The 16611-nt window shown below is 71.8% G+C and carries 17 protein-coding genes and 1 riboswitch; of the genes, 14 read left to right on the top strand and 3 right to left on the bottom strand.

What is annotated here, in order from left to right; all coding sequences use genetic code 11:
* Positions 1-397 (top strand): ROK family protein (locus tag CCN44_RS17345; protein ID WP_143649824.1); only part of this gene is annotated, 397 nt, incomplete at its 5' end.
* Positions 398-717: 320 nt separating this feature from the next.
* On the opposite strand, the gene CCN44_RS17350 is transcribed toward CCN44_RS17345, so the two are convergent.
* Entirely contained in the window at positions 718-1089 is a 372-nt protein-coding gene (locus CCN44_RS17350) for a hypothetical protein (protein ID WP_086698169.1), read from the bottom strand.
* Between the two features lie 324 nt (positions 1090-1413).
* Positions 1414-1544: riboswitch (FMN riboswitch) on the top strand.
* A gap of 164 nt (positions 1545-1708) precedes the next feature.
* Between CCN44_RS17350 and CCN44_RS17355 the strand changes: the two genes are divergently transcribed.
* The 9 genes from CCN44_RS17355 to CCN44_RS17395 all read left to right on the top strand — a co-directional run bounded on the left by CCN44_RS17355 (position 1709) and on the right by CCN44_RS17395 (position 9022).
* On the top strand, positions 1709-2314 hold the full coding sequence (locus CCN44_RS17355; protein ID WP_059248201.1) for a riboflavin synthase: 606 nt from the start codon (positions 1709-1711) through the stop codon (positions 2312-2314).
* Positions 2311-2952, top strand: coding sequence for a nicotinamide mononucleotide transporter family protein (locus tag CCN44_RS17360; RefSeq protein ID WP_059248200.1), 642 nt, complete (start codon positions 2311-2313; stop codon positions 2950-2952). The genes CCN44_RS17355 and CCN44_RS17360 overlap by 4 nt, the downstream gene beginning before the upstream one ends.
* The gene (locus CCN44_RS17365) at positions 2949-4238 is read left to right on the top strand and encodes a bifunctional 3,4-dihydroxy-2-butanone-4-phosphate synthase/GTP cyclohydrolase II (RefSeq protein WP_086698170.1); all 1290 of its coding nucleotides are present in this window, start codon (positions 2949-2951) and stop codon (positions 4236-4238) included. Before CCN44_RS17360 ends, CCN44_RS17365 begins: the two co-directional genes overlap by 4 nt.
* A 23-nt stretch (positions 4239-4261) precedes the next feature.
* Positions 4262-4747: a 6,7-dimethyl-8-ribityllumazine synthase gene (gene ribH / locus CCN44_RS17370; protein ID WP_059248198.1), complete on the top strand. Its 486-nt coding sequence runs from the start codon at positions 4262-4264 to the stop codon at positions 4745-4747.
* A gap of 34 nt (positions 4748-4781) precedes the next feature.
* On the top strand, positions 4782-5054 hold the full coding sequence (locus tag CCN44_RS17375; RefSeq protein WP_059248197.1) for a phosphoribosyl-ATP diphosphatase: 273 nt from the start codon (positions 4782-4784) through the stop codon (positions 5052-5054).
* Between the two features lie 52 nt (positions 5055-5106).
* Positions 5107-5955: an ATP phosphoribosyltransferase gene (gene hisG / locus CCN44_RS17380; RefSeq protein ID WP_059248196.1), complete on the top strand. Its 849-nt coding sequence runs from the start codon at positions 5107-5109 to the stop codon at positions 5953-5955.
* 15 nt (positions 5956-5970) lie between these two features.
* A complete protein-coding gene (locus CCN44_RS17385; RefSeq protein WP_059248195.1) occupies positions 5971-6441 on the top strand; it encodes a PH domain-containing protein in 471 nt (156 codons plus the stop codon).
* 164 nt (positions 6442-6605) lie between these two features.
* On the top strand, positions 6606-7940 hold the full coding sequence (locus tag CCN44_RS17390) for a hemolysin family protein (protein WP_086698171.1): 1335 nt from the start codon (positions 6606-6608) through the stop codon (positions 7938-7940).
* The gene (locus CCN44_RS17395; protein WP_059248193.1) at positions 7937-9022 is read left to right on the top strand and encodes a hemolysin family protein; all 1086 of its coding nucleotides are present in this window, start codon (positions 7937-7939) and stop codon (positions 9020-9022) included. The genes CCN44_RS17390 and CCN44_RS17395 overlap by 4 nt, the downstream gene beginning before the upstream one ends.
* Positions 9023-9035: 13 nt before the next feature.
* On the opposite strand, the gene CCN44_RS17400 is transcribed toward CCN44_RS17395, so the two are convergent.
* Together CCN44_RS17400 and CCN44_RS17405 are read right to left on the bottom strand one after the other, a co-directional pair.
* A complete protein-coding gene (locus CCN44_RS17400; protein WP_086698172.1) occupies positions 9036-10916 on the bottom strand; it encodes an AAA family ATPase in 1881 nt (626 codons plus the stop codon).
* Positions 10917-11346: 430 nt separating this feature from the next.
* A complete protein-coding gene (locus CCN44_RS17405) occupies positions 11347-11973 on the bottom strand; it encodes a uridine kinase family protein (RefSeq protein WP_086698173.1) in 627 nt (208 codons plus the stop codon).
* 233 nt (positions 11974-12206) lie between these two features.
* On the opposite strand from CCN44_RS17405, the gene CCN44_RS17410 reads away from it, so the two are divergent.
* From CCN44_RS17410 to CCN44_RS43275, 4 genes are all read left to right on the top strand, one after another.
* Positions 12207-13163 (top strand): hypothetical protein, encoded by a 957-nt coding sequence (locus tag CCN44_RS17410; RefSeq protein WP_059248190.1) that lies wholly within the window; start codon positions 12207-12209, stop codon positions 13161-13163.
* Between the two features lie 53 nt (positions 13164-13216).
* Entirely contained in the window at positions 13217-14743 is a 1527-nt protein-coding gene (locus CCN44_RS17415) for an amino acid permease (RefSeq protein WP_202430219.1), read from the top strand.
* A 240-nt stretch (positions 14744-14983) separates the two neighbouring features.
* Complete coding sequence (locus CCN44_RS17420; RefSeq protein ID WP_086698174.1) at positions 14984-16348, top strand: peptidase C39 family protein; 1365 nt, start codon at positions 14984-14986, stop codon at positions 16346-16348.
* Positions 16349-16470: 122 nt separating this feature from the next.
* Entirely contained in the window at positions 16471-16611 is a 141-nt protein-coding gene (locus CCN44_RS43275) for an SCO1431 family membrane protein (protein ID WP_107117973.1), read from the top strand.

Consider the following 16611-nt stretch of genomic DNA (forward strand, 5'->3'; position numbering starts at 1 on the left):
TGCCGGGTCGTCGTCGGCGGATCGGCCGGGTGCCGGCGCCGGGCCGGAATCCGCGGTGGTGGCGGGGGGCGTCGCCGAGGCGGTCGCGGGGCCGGCCGGTGAGCTGCCCGCCGCGCGTTTCCTCGGTGCCCTCGCCGATCGGATCGCCGTCGGCGCCGCCTCCGTGGTGGCCGTGCTCGACCCCGGTTGTGTGGTGCTCGGCGGGGAGGTGGGGCAGGCCGGGGGCACGGTGCTCGCCGGGCTGGTGGAGGAGCGGCTGCGCCGGATGTCACCGCTGGTCACCGAGGTGCGGGCGAGCAGCCTCGGCGGGACGGCCGTCCTGCGCGGAGCGCTCCTCACCGCACGGGACCGCGCCCAGGACGAGCTGTTCGCGCCGCCCGAGCGCCTTGGCGGATGACCGCTCGGGGCCGGGGAGTCAGGCTCTCGGTGGATGACCGCTCGAAGGCGAGGGGTCGGGCCCTCGGTGGATGACCGCTCGGAGCCGGGGAGTCAGGCGCCTTGGCGGATGACCGCTAAATGCCGGGGAGCCAGGCCTGGGCGGATGACCGCTCGGGTCCGGGGAGTCAGGCTCTCGGCGGATGACCGCTCGAAGGCGAGGAGTCGGGCTCTCGGCGGATGACCGCTCGGAGCCGGGGAGTCAGGCGCCTTGGCGGATGACCGCTCGAAGGCGAGGGCCGGGCCCTCGGCGGATGACCGCCGCGATCGGGACCGGAGGGCTCAGGCCCGCAGCGGTTCGTCCGGCCGCCAGGGGGTCCAGGCCAGCGCCTCCCGCCAGCCCGGTCGCCCGAAGGCCCAGTCCCGCACCACCTCGGCCACGGGCTCGACGGCGAATATGTCGCTCTCGCGCGGCACCCGGGCCTGGAAGTGCCGGTCCGGACCGCCCTCGCGGTACTCCACCCGGTAACTCAGATCATCGTTGAGGTACACCTGCATGTAGTGCTGTCCGGCGGGCTCCCGGTCGAGTCGCTCCACGATGACGAACCGCCATGTCAGGCTCATGTCCGCCAGCAAGTCGTGGAGCTTGTCCTCGGACGGGTCGTCCCACGCCGTCCCGTCCCACTCGATCGCGCGGATCACCAATGCCGTCATGGGGGCCGACTGTACCGGCCCGCCGCGCGGCGTCCGTCAGCGCGCCCTCGTCTGCCGCGGCCCATGCCGGAGTCCGCACCAGAACCCTTGGCGGCCCGGCGGCGGGCAAGGGCCGTCGTCACCGCCGCCGGGCCCGCCCGCACCCTAAAAGGACTAGACCAGTGCGGTCAATGGGTCCGGACCAACGTCGACGACCACCTTCCCCGGCAAGATCGACCGGGCGGCTGCGTGGCGCGAAACCGGCGACACGTACTGTGAGCGAGCCCACACCTTTCACTCGCCTGGCTGAGTGCCGGGCGTGGCACACTGGCCCTGTACCAGAAGCAGCGCACTCCGGGGTCGGTGAAAGTCCGAACCGGCGGTTACAGTCCGCGACCCGGTCGCTTCCAGCGGCCGGTTGACCAGGTGAAATTCCTGGACCGACGGTTAAAGTCCGGATGGGAGGCAGTGCGCGGCGGGCGGGCATGCGTCTCCGTGTGCGCGCCGCCGTATCTGGACGCGCCCGTGTGCGGACGCGTCCGTTCCGGCGACGCCCCCGGTCTGTGTGCTCATCCGTGTCTTTCTGTCGTCATCGACAGGCCCCGGAGTCCGTGCCCCAAGAGGCAGGAGGACCCGGGAAGTGTTCACCGGAATCGTCGAAGAGCTGGGTGAAGTCACCGCCGTCGAGAACCTCGGCGACTCCTCCCGCTTCCGGCTCCGCGGCCCCGTCGTCACCGAGGGCGCGCGGCACGGCGACTCCATCGCCGTGAACGGGGTCTGTCTCACCGTGGTCGAGCACGAGGGCGACGAATTCACCGCCGACGTCATGGCCGAGACCCTGAAGCGCTCCAGCCTGGGCGCGCTCACCGTCGGCTCCCGCGTCAACCTGGAACGGCCCACCGCCGTCGGCGCCCGCCTCGGCGGCCACATCGTGCAGGGACACGTGGACGGCACCGGCGAGATCCTGGCGCGCACCCCCTCCGAGAACTGGGAGATCGTGAAGATCTCCCTCCCGGCCGACCTCTCCCGGTACGTCGTGGAGAAGGGCTCCATCACCGTCGACGGCATCAGCCTCACCGTCGTGGACGCGGGCGCCGACCACTTCACCGTCAGCCTCATCCCGACCACCCTCGCCCTCACCACGCTCGGCGTGAAGCAGCCCGGCGACCCGGTCAACCTCGAAGTGGACGTCATCGCCAAGTACGTGGAGCGGCTGCTCGCGGCCGGGCAGGGGGCCGGCCGGTGAACTGGATGAACTCCGAGGCGTTCACCCTCTTCGGCCAGCACATCATCTGGTCGGACATGGTCGGCAACATCCTCGGCCTGATCACCCTCGCCCTCGGCTGGCGCCGCTCCCTGTGGACCTGGCCCGTCCAGTTCCTGTCCGGCCTCGTCCTCTTCGCCGCCTTCTACGGCCACCTGACCGGCAGCGCCGGCAAGCAGGTCGTCGTCATGGTCGTCGCCCTGTACGGCTGGTGGCAGTGGCAGCGCGGCCGGGGCAAGGCCGACGACGGCCGGATCACCGTACGCTTCGCCAGCTGGCGCGAGCGCGGCGCGATGCTCGCCGCCGCCGCGGCCGGCACGGTCGCCGTCGCCCTGCTCTTCACGGCCTACCCCAAGCTGTCCTGGGACCCGTGGCCCGACGCCTACATCTTCGTCGGCACCGTCGTCGCGATGTACGCCCAGGCCAAGGGCATGGTCGAGTTCTGGTTCGCCTGGCTGCTCGTCGACCTCGTCGGCGTCCCCCTCAACTTCGCCAACGGCTACGCCTTCTCCGGATTCGTCTACGTCATCTACGGCGCACTCGTCCTGTGGGGCATGCGCGACTGGTGGCTGCGCTCCCGCCGGAGCCCGCAGCCCGCACTGGAAGGAGCGCCGGTATGACCTCGGCACCGCCGCTGTACGACACCGCCGACATCGAGGACTTCCGGCTCGACCCGGTCGAGCGGGCCATCGCCGACATCGCCGCCGGCCGCCCGGTGGTCGTCGTGGACGACGAGGACCGGGAGAACGAGGGCGACCTCGTCATCGCCGCCGAGAAGGCCACCCCCGAGATCGTCGCCTTCATGATGAGCGAGTGCCGCGGCCTGATCTGCGCCCCCATGGAGGGCGAGGAACTCGACCGGCTGCGGCTGCCGCAGATGGTCGAGGACAACACCGAGTCCATGAAGACCGCGTTCACGATCTCCGTGGACGCCTCCGCCGCGCACGGCGTGAGCACCGGCATCTCCGCCGCCGACCGCGCCACCACGCTCCAGCTGCTCGCGAGCGGTACGGCGGAGCCCACCGACCTCGTCCGCCCCGGCCACGTCTTCCCGCTGCGCTCCCGGCCCGGCGGCGTCCTGGTCCGCAACGGCCACACCGAGGCCGCCGTCGACCTCGCCCGGCTCGCAGGGCTCCGCCCGGCCGGCGCCATCGTGGAGATCGCCGGCGAGGACGGCCGGATGCTCCGGCTGCCCGAGCTGATCCCGTTCGCCCGCAAGCACGGCCTGACGATCATCTCCATCGAGGACCTGATCGCCTACCGCCGCAGCAGCGAGCCCACCGTCCGCCGCGAGGCCGAGACCCGCCTGCCCACCCGGCACGGCACCTTCACCGCCTACGGTTACCGGTCCGCCGTCGACGGCGTCGAACACGTCGCCCTCGTCCACGGCGACCTCGGCGACGGCGAGGACGTCCTGGTCCGCGTCCACTCCGAATGCCTCACCGGCGATGTCTTCGGCTCCCTGCGCTGCGACTGCGGCCCCCAGCTGGACACCGCCCTGGAACGCATCCAGGCCGAGGGCCGGGGCGTGGTCGTCTACCTGCGCGGACACGAGGGGCGCGGCATCGGCCTGCTGTCCAAGCTGCGCGCCTACGAGCTCCAGGAGCAGGGCCACGACACCCTGGACGCCAACCTCGAACTCGGCCTGCCCGCCGACGCCCGCGACTACGGCGCCGGCGCGCAGATCCTCGCCGACCTCGGCGTGCGCGGGGTCCGGCTGATGACCAACAACCCCGACAAGACCGACGCGCTGCTGCGCCACGGCCTGAAGGTCACCGGCCGCGAGCCGATGCCGGTCCAGGCCGGCGAGCACAACCTCCGCTACCTGCGCACCAAGCGGGACCGGATGGGGCACGACCTGCCCTGGCTCGACACGCCCGCCGTGTCGACGTGCGGCAACCAGTAAGCAAGAGAGCACTGAGGAGAGACGTGAGCGGCAAGGGTGCACCGGAGCTGTCCGTACGCAACGTGAGCGACCTGCGGGTCGCGGTCATCGCGGCGCAGTGGCACGACAAGGTGATGGACGGGCTGGTGAACGGCGCCCTGCGCGCCCTGCGCGACCTGGGCATCGACGAGCCGACCCTGATCCGGGTCCCCGGCAGCTTCGAGCTGCCGGTCGCCGCCAAGGTCCTCGCGGGCCGCGGCTACGACGCCGTGGTCGCCCTCGGCGTCGTCATCCGGGGCGGCACCCCCCACTTCGACTACGTGTGCCAGGGCGTCACCCAGGGCCTCACCCAGGTCTCCGTCGAGACCGGCGTCCCCGTCGGCTTCGGCGTGCTCACCTGCGACACCGAGGAGCAGGCCCTGGACCGGGCCGGCCTGGAGGGCTCCACCGAGGACAAGGGCCACGAGGCGGTGACGGCCGCGGTCGCGACGGCGGCCACGCTGCGCTCAGTATCCGAACCCTGGCACTGAGGAGCCCCGCGCACCGCGTAGGGTGGGGCTCACCATGTCCAAGAAGACGTTCGAGCAGCTCTTCACCGAGCTGCAGCACAAGGCCGCCCACGGCGATCCCGCCACCTCCCGTACCGCAGAGCTGGTCGGCAAGGGCGTCCATGCCATCGGCAAGAAGGTCGTCGAGGAGGCCGCCGAGGTCTGGATGGCCGCCGAGTACGAGGGCAAGGAGGCGGCCGCCGAGGAGATCTCGCAGCTGCTGTACCACGTCCAGGTGATGATGGTCGCCCGCGGCATCTCCCTGGACGACGTCTACGCCCACCTGTAAGCCGTACCCCCGCACCCCACCCCGTAGAGAACGAGCAAAGGAAGCCGACCCCATGCTGCGCATCGCCGTCCCCAACAAGGGTTCACTGTCCGGCCCTGCGGCGGAGATGCTGCATGAGGCCGGCTACCAGCAGCGCCGCGAGTCCAAAGAGCTGCGCATCGTCGACCCGGAGAACGAGGTCGAGTTCTTCTACCTCCGCCCCCGCGACATCGCGATCTACGTCTCGTCCGGCCGCCTGGACATCGGCATCACCGGTCGTGACCTGCTGATCGACTCCGGCGCCGACGCCGAGGAGATCCTGCCGCTCGGCTTCGCCCGTTCCACCTTCCGCTTCGCCGCCAAGCCCGGCACGGCGAACGGCGTCGCGGACCTCAAGGGCCGGACGGTCGCCACCTCCTACGAGGGGATCGTCGCGGGACACCTCGCCGACCACGGCGTCGACGCCTCCGTCGTCCACCTGGACGGCGCCGTCGAGACCGCGATCGAGCTGGGTGTCGCCGAGGTCATCGCCGACGTCGTCGAGACCGGCACCAGCCTGCGCAACGCGGGCCTGGAGGTCTTCGGCGAGCCGATCATGAAGTCCGAGGCGATCGTCGTCCGGCGCACCGGCGCCGACGGCGAGGAGCCGAAGGTCCAGCAGTTCCTGCGCCGCCTCCAGGGCGTCCTGGTGGCCCGGACGTACGTGATGATGGACTACGACTGCCGGGTCGAGCAGCTGGAGAAGGCCGTCGCGCTCACCCCGGGCCTGGAGTCCCCGACCGTCTCCCCGCTGCACAACGAGGGCTGGGTCGCGGTCCGCGCCATGGTCCCCGCCAAGGAGGCCCAGCGGATCATGGACGACCTCTACGCCATCGGCGCCCGCGCCATCCTGACCACGGCCATCCACGCCTGCCGCCTGTAAGAGGTACGTCGACCGATGTCCGACCCGACCCCCCTGCCCGACCTCCCCGTCACCTTCCGGCCGGGCCACACCCGGGCCGTCCTGCTCACCGCGGGTGTCGTGATCTTCCTGGTGATCTCCGGGATCGCGCTGCTGCTGGAGAACCTCGGCCCCGGGTCGCGGCTCAGCTTCATCGTCACCGGAGCGCTCATCTTCTGGTTCCTGGCCCAGCTGGCCCGGGTGAAGGTGGTCGCCGACCGGTCCGGCGTCACCGTCGTCAACATCGTCAGCAAGCGGCGCCTGGCCTGGGCGGAGATCCTCCGGGTGAACCTCCGGACGGGCGACCCCTGGGTGTTCCTCGACCTCAGCGACGGCACCAGCCTGCCCGCGCTCGGCATCCAGCCGGGCATCGCCAAGCAGCGGGCCATCGCCGACGCCAGGACCCTGCGCGCGCTCGCCGAGGCCCACTCGGCGCCGTCCGCCCTGCCGCACGAGCCCAGATCTTGATTAATCTGGTGGGCGGAGGCCGTCTCGCTGCGCCTCCGCCCCTGCGCGCCGCCCGGTGCACAGGGGCTCCTGCTACCCGAGGAGTGACTCCCTCCGGCGATGGACGGATCGTCCTGTAGTACCTGCGCCACCCCTGCCCGACATAGCGGGAAGGCGGTGGCAGCGTGACCATCCCCCTGCTGCTCCTCGCAGCGGCGTTCCTGCTGATTCTCGCCAACGGCTTCTTCGTGGCGGCCGAGTTCGGCCTGGTGACGGTCGAGCGTCCGGAGGCCGAGCGGGCCGCCGCCGACGGCGACCGCCGCGCCCGTACGGTCGTGGAGGCGCTGAAGGAGCTGTCCTTCCAGCTCTCCGGCACCCAGCTCGGCATCACCATCACCTCCCTGGTCGTCGGCATGCTCGCCGAACCGGCCCTGGCCGAGCTGCTGCACGGCCCGTTCGCCGCGCTCGGTGTCCCCGAGGGCGCCGCCTCCGGCGTCGCCGTGATCGTCGGCATGCTGCTGGCCTCCGCGATCCAGATGGTGATCGGCGAACTCGTGCCCAAGAACTGGGCGGTGTCCCGGCCGCTGCAGGTCGCGCGTTTCGTGGCCGGCCCGCAGCACCACTTCTCCCGGCTGTTCCGCCCGGTCATCTCCGCGCTGAACACGGTCGCCAACCGGCTGGTCCGTACCCTGGGCGTGGAACCCGCCGAGGAGCTGGCCTCCGCCCGCACCCCCGGCGAACTCGTCTCCCTGGCCCGGCACTCCGCCCGGGCCGGCGCCCTGGAGCAGGACACGGCCGACCTGTTCGTCCGCACCCTGTCCCTGGGCGAGCTGACCGCGCAGCACGTCATGACCCCGCGCGTGAAGGTGAGCGCGCTGCAGGACTCGGCCACCGCCGAGGACGTCGTCAACCTCACCCGGGCCACCGGCCTGTCCCGCTTCCCCGTCTACCGGGAGAAGATCGACGAGATCGTCGGCATGGCCCATCTGAAGGACGCGCTGGCCGTCCCGGCCCGCGACCGGCTGCGCACCCCGGTCGGCCGGATCGCCCGCAAGGCGCTCCTCGTCCCCGAGACCCTGCCCGTCCAGCCGCTGCTCGCCCGGCTGCGCAGCGAGCAGCCCATCGCCGTCGTCGTGGACGAGTACGGCGGCACGGCCGGCGTGGTCACCCTGGAGGACATCGTCGAGGAACTGGTCGGCGAGGTCCGTGACGAGCACGACGCCAAGGACACGCCCGAGCTGGCCCCCGCCCCGCCCGAGGACGGCAGGCCCGCCTGGGACGTGGACGGCAGCTGCCGCGTCGACATCCTCCAGCGCATAGGCCTCGACGTGCCCGAGGGGCCGTACGAGACCGTCGCCGGCCTGGTCGCCGACCTGCTCGGCCGGATCCCGGCCCCCGGCGACAAGGCCGAACTGCCCGGCTGGCGGCTCTCCGTCCGGCAGGTCGGCCACTACCGCGCCGAACGGGTCCGCCTGGTCAGGACGGCCCCGGTGGCGGCTGCGACGGAGGCCGCCCGGTGAGCCTCCTGCAACTGGTCTTCGCCGCGCTGCTCGTGCTCGCCAACGGTTTCTTCGTCGGCGCCGAGTTCGCGCTCGTCTCCGTCCGCCGCAGCCAGATCGAACCGCTCGGCACCGCCCGGGCCCGCCAGGTGCTGTACGGCCTCGAACGCCTGCCGCAGATGATGGCCGCCGCCCAGTTCGGCATCACCGTCTGCTCCCTGACGCTCGGCGCGGTCGCCGAGCCGACGGTGGCGCACCTGCTGGAACCGGTGTTCGAGTGGATCCACCTGCCGCACGGCATGATCCACCCCCTCGGCTACGTCATCGCCCTGGCCGCGGTGGTCTTCTTCCACCTCGTCATCGGCGAGATGGTCCCGAAGAACCTCGCCATGGCGGCGCCCGAGAAGGCGGCCCTGTGGCTCAGCCCCGGCCTGGTCTGGTTCGCCCGCCTGTGCCGGCCCATCACGGTCGCCCTCGGCGCCTGCGCCCAGGGCATCCTGCGGCTGTTCCGGGTCGAACCGAAGGACGAGGTGGAGGCGGTCGTCACCACCGAGCAGCTCAACCGCCTCCTGGAGGACTCCGGTCAGGCGGGCCTCCTCGACCCCGAGGAGCGGGAGCGCCTGGAGGACGCCCTGGAACTGGGCTCCCGCCCGGTGACGGACGTCCTGCTGCGGCGGGAGTCCCTGGTCACGGTGGAGCCCTCGGTCACCCCGGGCGAGATCGTGGAGCTGACCGCCCGCACCGGCTACTCCCGCTTCCCGGTCGCGGCCACCGAGAAGGGCCCCTTCATGGGGTACGTGCACGTGAAGGACGTCCTCGACCTGGAGGACTCCGACCGGGCCGTCCCCCAGCACGTCTGGCGCCCCATGGCCACGCTCCGCGCCGAGCTGCCCCTCGACGACGCCCTCACCGTGATGCGCCGCGCCGCCACCCACCTGGCGCAGGTGGCCGACGCCACCGGCAGGGTCCTGGGCCTGGTCGCCCTGGAGGACGTCCTGGAGATGCTGGTGGGAGAGGTGCGGGACCCCGCCCACCGGGAGGCCCCCGACGTCAGGGTGACCGAACCGAGGGTGAGCGGGGAACCCGAGGAGGCCATGGCCTAGCGGCCCGCGTCACCTAGTAGGACGACGGATCCTGCGGCCCCCGACCCGACAGCACCTCTCCGTAGGCCTGCATCAGGTCGGGCAGCCGCAGGGTCGCCAGGTCCGCCCGGGACAGGGACCCCGCGTAGGTGGACAGCCGCAGATCCCGGTACGCACAGCTCTTCTCGTACAGCGTCCGCAGGAACCGCCCGTTGCCCAGCTCGTCGATCCAGCCCTGGTCGACCACGTGCCCGGCGATGGAGCGCAGCTCCTCCAGCGCCTCCTCGTCCCACAGGTCCCCGTTCTCCGCCGCGAGCACCTTGCCGATCTCGGTCAGCTCCAGCGGCCGGTAGGAGGGGAAGTCCACCCGGGTGGTGAAACGGGAGGACAGGCCGGGGTTGGCGGCCAGCAGGCGGTCCATGCCCTCGGGGTAGCCGGCCAGGATCACCACCAGGTGGTCCCGGTTGTCCTCGGCCCGCTTCAGCAGCACCTGCAGCGCCTCGTCGCCGTACGCGTCCCCCTTGCCGTACCCCGAGTTGGACAGCGAGTACGCCTCGTCCACGAAGAGCACCCCGCCGATCGCGGAGTCGATCAGCTCGTTGGCCTTCACGGCCGTCTGCCCGAGGTACTCGCCGACCAGGTCGGCCCGCTGGGCCTCCACCAGGTGATCGCCGCCCAGGAGCCCCAGCGCGTAGAACACCCGTCCGAGGATCCGCGCGACCGTGGTCTTGCCCGTACCGGACGGCCCCGAGAAGACGAAGTGCCGTTTGGGCGGCTGCACCGGCAGCCCCTGACCGGCCCGCAGCCGCGCCATGTTCAACTGCGCGGACAGCGCCTTGACCTGGCGCTTGACCGGTTCGAGCCCCACCATGCGCTCCAGCTCGGCGAGCGCCTCCTCCAGTAACCCGGGGTCCGTCGGCCCGGCCGGGATCGGCGAGGCGGTCACCCCGGACACACCCGGCACCCCCGTCTTCGTCCGTACCGAGGGATCGCTCACCGAGGGCAGCGGCCCGGTCGGCAGATCGGGCTCCGGCAGCCGCAGATCCCGGCCTTCCGTGCCGAACAGCGGATCGAACCCGTCCGGCCCGTCCACCGTGTCCTGCCCCGCGCCGGCCAGCGTGATCGCGGCGAGGTCGGCCGTCTCGTCGTACCCGTCGCCCTCGGCGATCGCGGCGAGCCGGGCGGAGGTGTCCATGAAGGCCGGATCCACCCGGTGCACCGCCCGGTACAGGGGGAGCGCGGCGGCCGACCGGCCCGTCCCCTCGTGCGCACGCGCCAGCCAGTACCGCAGCTCCTTGCGCTGCGGCTGCTCGCTGCGGCACCGCATCAGCGCCGCCGCCAGCAGCGGCTCGGCCTGCCCGTACATCTCCAGCCGGACCCGGGCCATGCCGCCGAACAGGCCGGCCTCGATGCCGAGCAGGGGATCGTCCAGCAGCGGGTCGGTGTGCCGGACCAACTGGTCCCAGTCCTTGACCAGGTAGGCGCGGCAGGCGTGCAGAAAGCGGACCTGCGGGTCGGCGTCGACCGGGGGGAGCCCGGCGAGGGCGCGGTCCAGCTCGGGCACATGCCGGCCGTCCAGCCAGTGGGAGGCGTGGGCCAGCAGCAGATCGCGCGGGCTCTCCAGCACCGGCTGCACCCACCAGCCCAGCCAGTACCAGGAGTTGAGGGCACGGCGGTGCCGGGTGCGCTGTTCCCCGAAGCGGTCGCGGTGCCGGAACATCCGCAGCAGCGCGGTGGTGGTGTCGACCCGGAGCGCGTGCAGCCCCAGCCAGGCGTCCGCCATGCCCGGGTCCATCCGCACCGCGGCGCGGAACTCCTCCTCCGCCTGCGGATAGGCGCCCATCGTGTAGGCGTCCACGCCCCGCAGCCAGGCGAGGTCGGCCGGGGCCTCGGGGCCCTGCGTGCCGAAGTCCATCACGTCCCCCAACAAACCGTGTCCCCGTGGTTCACCACCGGGCAGTCGCCCGACGGCCGCCGCGGTCGAACCGCTGTGCCGCGGAACGGAGTTGCAGGTGCGCGAGGCAGCCGCTCGAAGGTCGCACCGAGGGCATCGTACCCGCGGGACCCGGGCGTGCCGAAGGGTGCCGCACGGGCCGTTCGGCGAGGTGGGAGCAGACGGGGCGCACGGCGTTTCGTGACCCAGGGTGAGAGAACCGGTGCGCGGGGCGCCCGGCCGGCGGGCCCGCGGGCAGAACGAAGCCCCCGGTCACGGGGGAACAACCGGGGGCTTCGCGTGAGTGGGCGGCTCCGAAAGCCGCACATTGAGAACGTAAGACCTGTACCGCCCCCGGGTCAAGCGAAGTTGAGGCACTCGGGGAAGTTGTCCCACAAGGCTCTTCACAGGTTCACCACATCGGGGACGGTCCATCACCCTGCGTCACGTCCGGCCCGGCAGCGGGCGGTGCGCCGGGTCCCGGGAGCACCTCGTACCCCTCCGGTCGCTGGAGCACCAGAAGATCGGCATGGGGGCGCGAGGGGTCGGCGGCGAAGTGCGCTCGCTCCGCCCCCGTCCAGCCGTCCCAGAACTCCTGCTGCTCCGCTCCGTCCCGCCGTCGGCCGCGGGCCCAGGACTCCTGCCGGGGCAGCTCCATCCACAGCAGCCGGGCCAGGTGCGGGCGCAGCGCCCGGCGCCCGGCGCCGACCCCCTCGAACAGGACGACGGGCGCGGCCGGCAGCCGGCGCGGGGCGCCGAAGGCGCGGGCCCGCCAGTCGTAGGGGGCGTAGAGCGCGTCCTCGCCGCGCGCCAGCGGCTCGATCACCTGGGTCAGGAGCCGGCCGGTCCAGGCGAACAGCTGCTCGTGGCTGGCGATGTCGTCGAGGTGGAGCACCGGCGCCCCGCCCAGCGCGTGCGCCAGCCGTCCGGCGAAGGTGGACTTCCCGGAGCCGGCGTGCCCGTCGACGGCGATCAGCCGGACCGGTCCCAGCGAGGGAGGGAGCCCGCGCAGCCGGGCGGCGAGGTCGTGAATGGTCATTCCCTGGGAGGCGTGCGGTGGGTGGGGTGGGTGGTCCGGAGTGTGGGTTTTCCGTGAAACAGTCTAGTGGTGGTCGCGCTTTGAACCATCGGCTGGCGGCCAGTCAAAGGTACCGATAAACATTCCGAATCCCCTGACCGATATGTCGAATTCGGCGTTCCCGGTGTGGCCGACGCTGAGTAAGGTGCCTCCTGCGCAACGTGATGCGTCGAACGGGGAGTAGGCAGGGGGACATGGTCGCGGAGTTATTCGACGGGCAGTACGTATGGCATCCGGCGGCCGACGACCGCGTCCTGGCGAGCGTATGCGTGGACGTGCGGGCCGGACGTTATCGATACGCCCATGAGGCGCTCGCCGAGACGCGTTCCGACTTCGCCCTGCGCGCCCACCGCTCGCTGGTGCTCGCCTCCGAGGCGGCCGGCACCGACCTGGTGGAGCGCTGGCTCGCCGAGGAGCCGACCCCCGAGGCCGCGCTGATGTGGGCCCGGGTCGCCGTGCAGCGCGCCCTGCGGGCCGCCGACGCGCGCGACGACCGCGCCGAGGCGCTGGAGCGGATAGCGCTGACCGCCTGCGACCGGGCCGCCGAAGCGGCCCCCGCGGACCCCACCCCCTGGGTCGCCCGGCTCGCCATGGCCCGGCTGCACCGGCTGCGCGACCCGGCCCCGCAGGGCCTGCTCACCGCCCCGCCCGGCCCCTGGCGGCTGTTCGCGCACATCCTGTCCCTGGACCCCTGGAACCGCGAGGCCCACCACCGCTTCCTGTCCTTCTTCTTCACGCGGTACGGCGGCTCGGTCACCGCGGCCTGGGACGTGGCCGCCTTCCTCAGCCAGCGGGCGCCCGCCGACTCCGCCCTCCGGCTGCTGCCCCTGGTCGCCCTGGTGGAGAGCTACAACCCGACCCAACTGCTCGCCGACCGGGTCTGGGAGCAGCCCCAGTGGCGCTCCACCGCCCTGGCCATCTACCAGAACTGGCTGCCCACGGTGGCCGGTTACCGCTTCACCCCGGTGCTCGACCTGGCCTACCTCGCGCACGCGCTGGTCATGGCGCAGCGCGAGTTCGAGGCCCGGGCGGTGTTCACGGCGATGGGCCCGTACGCGTCCCGCATGCCCTGGAGCGCCTTCGGCGACCCCGCCGAGCAGCTCTCCCGGGCCCGGCGCGCCTGCGGCCTGCCCGTCCCCGGACCCGCCTGACCCGCTCGTCCCCCACCCCCCATCGAGAGAAAGGCCGATCTGTGTCGGAACGGATGTCGACCCCCCGGGCGCGGGCCCGCGCGGCGGACTCCGTCGTGCTCGACGACGACGCCACCCTGCACGCGATGGGTTATCCACGGGCGCTCACCCGGCGCTTCCAGGCGTTCGACAATTTCGCGATCTCGTTCACGATCATCAATATCCTCTCGGGTATTTTCTCGTCCTTCGGATTCGGTATGAACGCGGGCGGCCCGCGCATTCTCGTGTTCGGCTGGATCGGCGTCTCGCTCATGGTCCTGCTCATCGGCGCGGCGATGGCGGAAGTCGCCTCGGCCTATCCGACGAGCGGTGCCCTTTATTTTTCCGCGGGTAAACTCGCCAAGCGGCACAAAGGTGCCTGGTCGTGGTTCACGGGCTGGCTGAACTTCGTGGGACAGATCGGCGGCACCGCCGCCACCGGCTATGCCGCCGCCACCTTCATTCAGGTGTTCGTGCAGCTGCAGTGGCCCTCCTACCAGCCGAGCGCCCACCAGACGGTCCTCATCACGGCCCTCATCATCGTGGTGCAGGGACTCGCCAACACCTTCACCGTTCAGCTCGTCGCCATACTGAACCGCATTTCCGTGTGGTGGCTGCTGATCGGACTCGTCGTGATCGTGGGTGCACTCATAGTGATGCCCGATCATCACCAGTCCGCGTCCTTCGTGACGCATTTCGAGAACAACACCGGCTTCACGAGCGGGCTTTACGGCGGCATGCTCGGCCTGCTGGTCACCAGCTGGACCTTCACCGGGTTCGACGGCAGCTTCCACATGTCCGAGGAAACGGTCCGCGCGACGGTCAGCGCCCCGAAGGGGATCACCCGCGCCATCGGCTTTTCGGCGGTCGCCGGGCTGGTCCTGATGCTGGCGCTGGTCTACAGCATCGGCGACTACGCCAAGGAGGCCGGGGCCGCCGCGCCGCCCGTGCAGATCCTCATCGACGGGCTCGGCCTGCGCACCGCCAAGCTGATGCTCCTCATCGTCATCGGCGCGATGCTCTTCTGCGGTCTCGCCAACCTCACCAGCAACACCCGGCAGATCTTCGCCTTCTCCCGGGACGGGGCGATGCCCGGCTCCCGCTGGTGGCACTCCGTCTCGCTGCGCACCCGCACGCCGGTGAAGGCGGTGTGGCTCGCGGTCGCCTGCTCGCTGGCCCTGGTGGTGCCGGGCTGGTGGTCGCACACGGCGTTCACCGCGATCGTCAGCGTCAACGTGGTCGGACTCTTCCTGGCCTACGCCGTACCGATCTTCCTCCGGCTGCGGCTCGGCGACGCCTTCCAGCCCGGTCCCTGGCATCTGGGCCGCTGGGGCAGGCCGATCGGCTGGCTGGCGGTGACCTGGATCCTGCTCAGCAGCGTCCTGTTCATGCTGCCGCAGGCCTCGCCGATCACCGTCGACTCCTTCAACTACGCGCCGATCGCGCTCGCCGTCGTCCTGCTGGTGGCCACGGTGTGGTGGTTCGCCACGGCGCGCCGCCGCTTCCAGGGGCCGGTCAGCTACGGGCGTCCCGACGAGGTCGCCGCGATGGATCTGGTCTGACCGAGCCGTCCGGCTCGGGCGGTCGCGGACCGTACCGGGGCCGGGTGCATGGGGGCCGGTCGCGCCCACGCGGCGGAGCCGCATGCCGGCCCGGCCCCCGCCCCGGCCATGCCCCGCCACTGGCCGAGACCAATATTCGTGCCGCGGCATGCGCCGAAGTGCTGGCAGCGGAATCCGGGCTCCTTCATAGTTGGCGCACCGGACCAGCCCGACTCGGACACCCTGGGGGTCAACGCGCCCATGAGCAGAGCCCAAGAGCCGTCCCGCAGAACCGTTCTGGCCGTAGCCGTCGCCGCGGCGGTGACCGGCACGGCGGCCCCCGCCGCCGCAGCACACCCCGCCACCGGCACCGGCGACCCCGGCCGGGCGCAGGCCCGCCCGATCGACTACCACGCCTGGACGACGTACCGCGAATGGCGCTGCGGCACCGCCCAGGGCGCCCGGGCGGTGCCCGGCCGGCGCCCCGGCGTCGTGATCGGCGCCCCCGCCGGCCGCACCGACTACCGGGACCCGCACACCGGCACCACCGCCACCTGGGAGTACGCCACCTGGACCTCCCCGGTGCACCGGCTCTCCGTGCCCGCGACGGAGGTCGTCGCCTCCTGGAACGCGCACACCCCCGACGGCACCTGGCTCCAGGTCGAGCTGCACGGCACGTACTCGGACGGCACCGAGACGCCCTGGTACGTGCTGGGCCGCTGGGCGGCCGGCGACCAGGACATCAAGCGGACCTCGGTGGACGACCAGACGGACGGCCGGAGCACGATCTGGACCGACACCTTCGCCATCGACGACGCGAGCACCGGCCTGCGCCTGGCGTCGTACCGGCTGCGCCTCACCCTCTACCGCCGGCCCGGTACCCGTCTCACGCCGATCGTGTGGCGGCTCGGCGCGATGGGCTCCGACATCCCCGACCGCTTCACCGTCCCGCCCTCCGCCCCGGGTCTCGCCCAGGAACTGGCCGTACCCCGCTACTCGCAGGAGATCCACAAGGGCCAGTACCCGGAGTACGACAACGGCGGCGAGGCCTGGTGCAGCCCCACCTCCTCGCAGATGATCATCGAGTACTGGGGCGGCCGGCTCACCCCCGAGCAGCTGTCCTGGGTGGACCCGGGCTACGCCGACCCGCAGGTCTGCCACGCGGCCCGCTTCACCTACGACCACCAGTACGAGGGCTGCGGCAACTGGCCCTTCAACGCCGCCTACGCGGCGACGTTCGAGGGCCTCCAGGGCGTGGTCACCCGGCTCGCCTCGCTCACCGACCTGGAGACGCTGATCGCGGCCGGCATCCCGGCCATAACGTCCCAGTCGTTCCTCAAGGGGGAGCTCACGGGGGCCGGTTACGGCACCTCCGGCCACCTGATGACCGTCATCGGCTTCACCGCCGAAGGGGACGTGATCGCCAACGATCCCGCCTCGCCGAGCAACGAGGCGGTGCGCCGCGTCTACAAGCGGCGGGAGTGGGAAAACATCTGGCTCAGGACCAAGCGGTACAACGCCTACGGCAAGGTCGTCTCCGGCACCGGAGGGGTCTGCTACCTGTACTTCCCGGCCCATCCGACCCCGCACCAGCGCAAGGCGCTCGCCGCGGTGGGCGTGCACTGAGGCCCGGGGTGTCCCGTCGCGTGTGACCAAGCTCATCACCGCAAACGCCGTCGCGGGTGGCAAGGTGGACGAATGGGTGGGGGGAGTCCGTTTTCGTACGTCCGACCTCTGCGAGAGACAGCATGACCGCACACTCCGCCACCGCCACCCGCGTCCGCACCGGCGGCCCCCAGGAAGACGGCCCGAAGATCGTCGAGCACGTCATGGGCTGGGTCCTGGTCGCGGTGTTCGCGATGCTCGTGACCCAGCTCGGGCTGCTCTGA

Origin of the sequence: Streptomyces tricolor, from assembly GCF_002155905.1 — a bacterium.
Taxonomy (GTDB): domain Bacteria; phylum Actinomycetota; class Actinomycetes; order Streptomycetales; family Streptomycetaceae; genus Streptomyces; species Streptomyces tricolor.

Coding starts and splice junctions, on each gene's coding strand:
- CCN44_RS17350 (WP_086698169.1), bottom strand. CDS start 1,089: ATGACGGCATTGGTGATCCGCGCGATCGAGTGGGACGGGACGGCGTGG.
- CCN44_RS17365 (WP_086698170.1), top strand. CDS start 2,949: ATGACCTCGGCACCGCCGCTGTACGACACCGCCGACATCGAGGACTTC.
- CCN44_RS17375 (WP_059248197.1), top strand. CDS start 4,782: ATGTCCAAGAAGACGTTCGAGCAGCTCTTCACCGAGCTGCAGCACAAG.
- hisG (WP_059248196.1), top strand. CDS start 5,107: ATGCTGCGCATCGCCGTCCCCAACAAGGGTTCACTGTCCGGCCCTGCG.
- CCN44_RS17385 (WP_059248195.1), top strand. CDS start 5,971: ATGTCCGACCCGACCCCCCTGCCCGACCTCCCCGTCACCTTCCGGCCG.
- CCN44_RS17400 (WP_086698172.1), bottom strand. CDS start 10,916: ATGGACTTCGGCACGCAGGGCCCCGAGGCCCCGGCCGACCTCGCCTGG.
- CCN44_RS17405 (WP_086698173.1), bottom strand. CDS start 11,973: ATGACCATTCACGACCTCGCCGCCCGGCTGCGCGGGCTCCCTCCCTCG.
- CCN44_RS17410 (WP_059248190.1), top strand. CDS start 12,207: ATGGTCGCGGAGTTATTCGACGGGCAGTACGTATGGCATCCGGCGGCC.
- CCN44_RS17415 (WP_202430219.1), top strand. CDS start 13,217: ATGTCGACCCCCCGGGCGCGGGCCCGCGCGGCGGACTCCGTCGTGCTC.
- CCN44_RS17420 (WP_086698174.1), top strand. CDS start 14,984: ATGAGCAGAGCCCAAGAGCCGTCCCGCAGAACCGTTCTGGCCGTAGCC.
- CCN44_RS43275 (WP_107117973.1), top strand. CDS start 16,471: ATGACCGCACACTCCGCCACCGCCACCCGCGTCCGCACCGGCGGCCCC.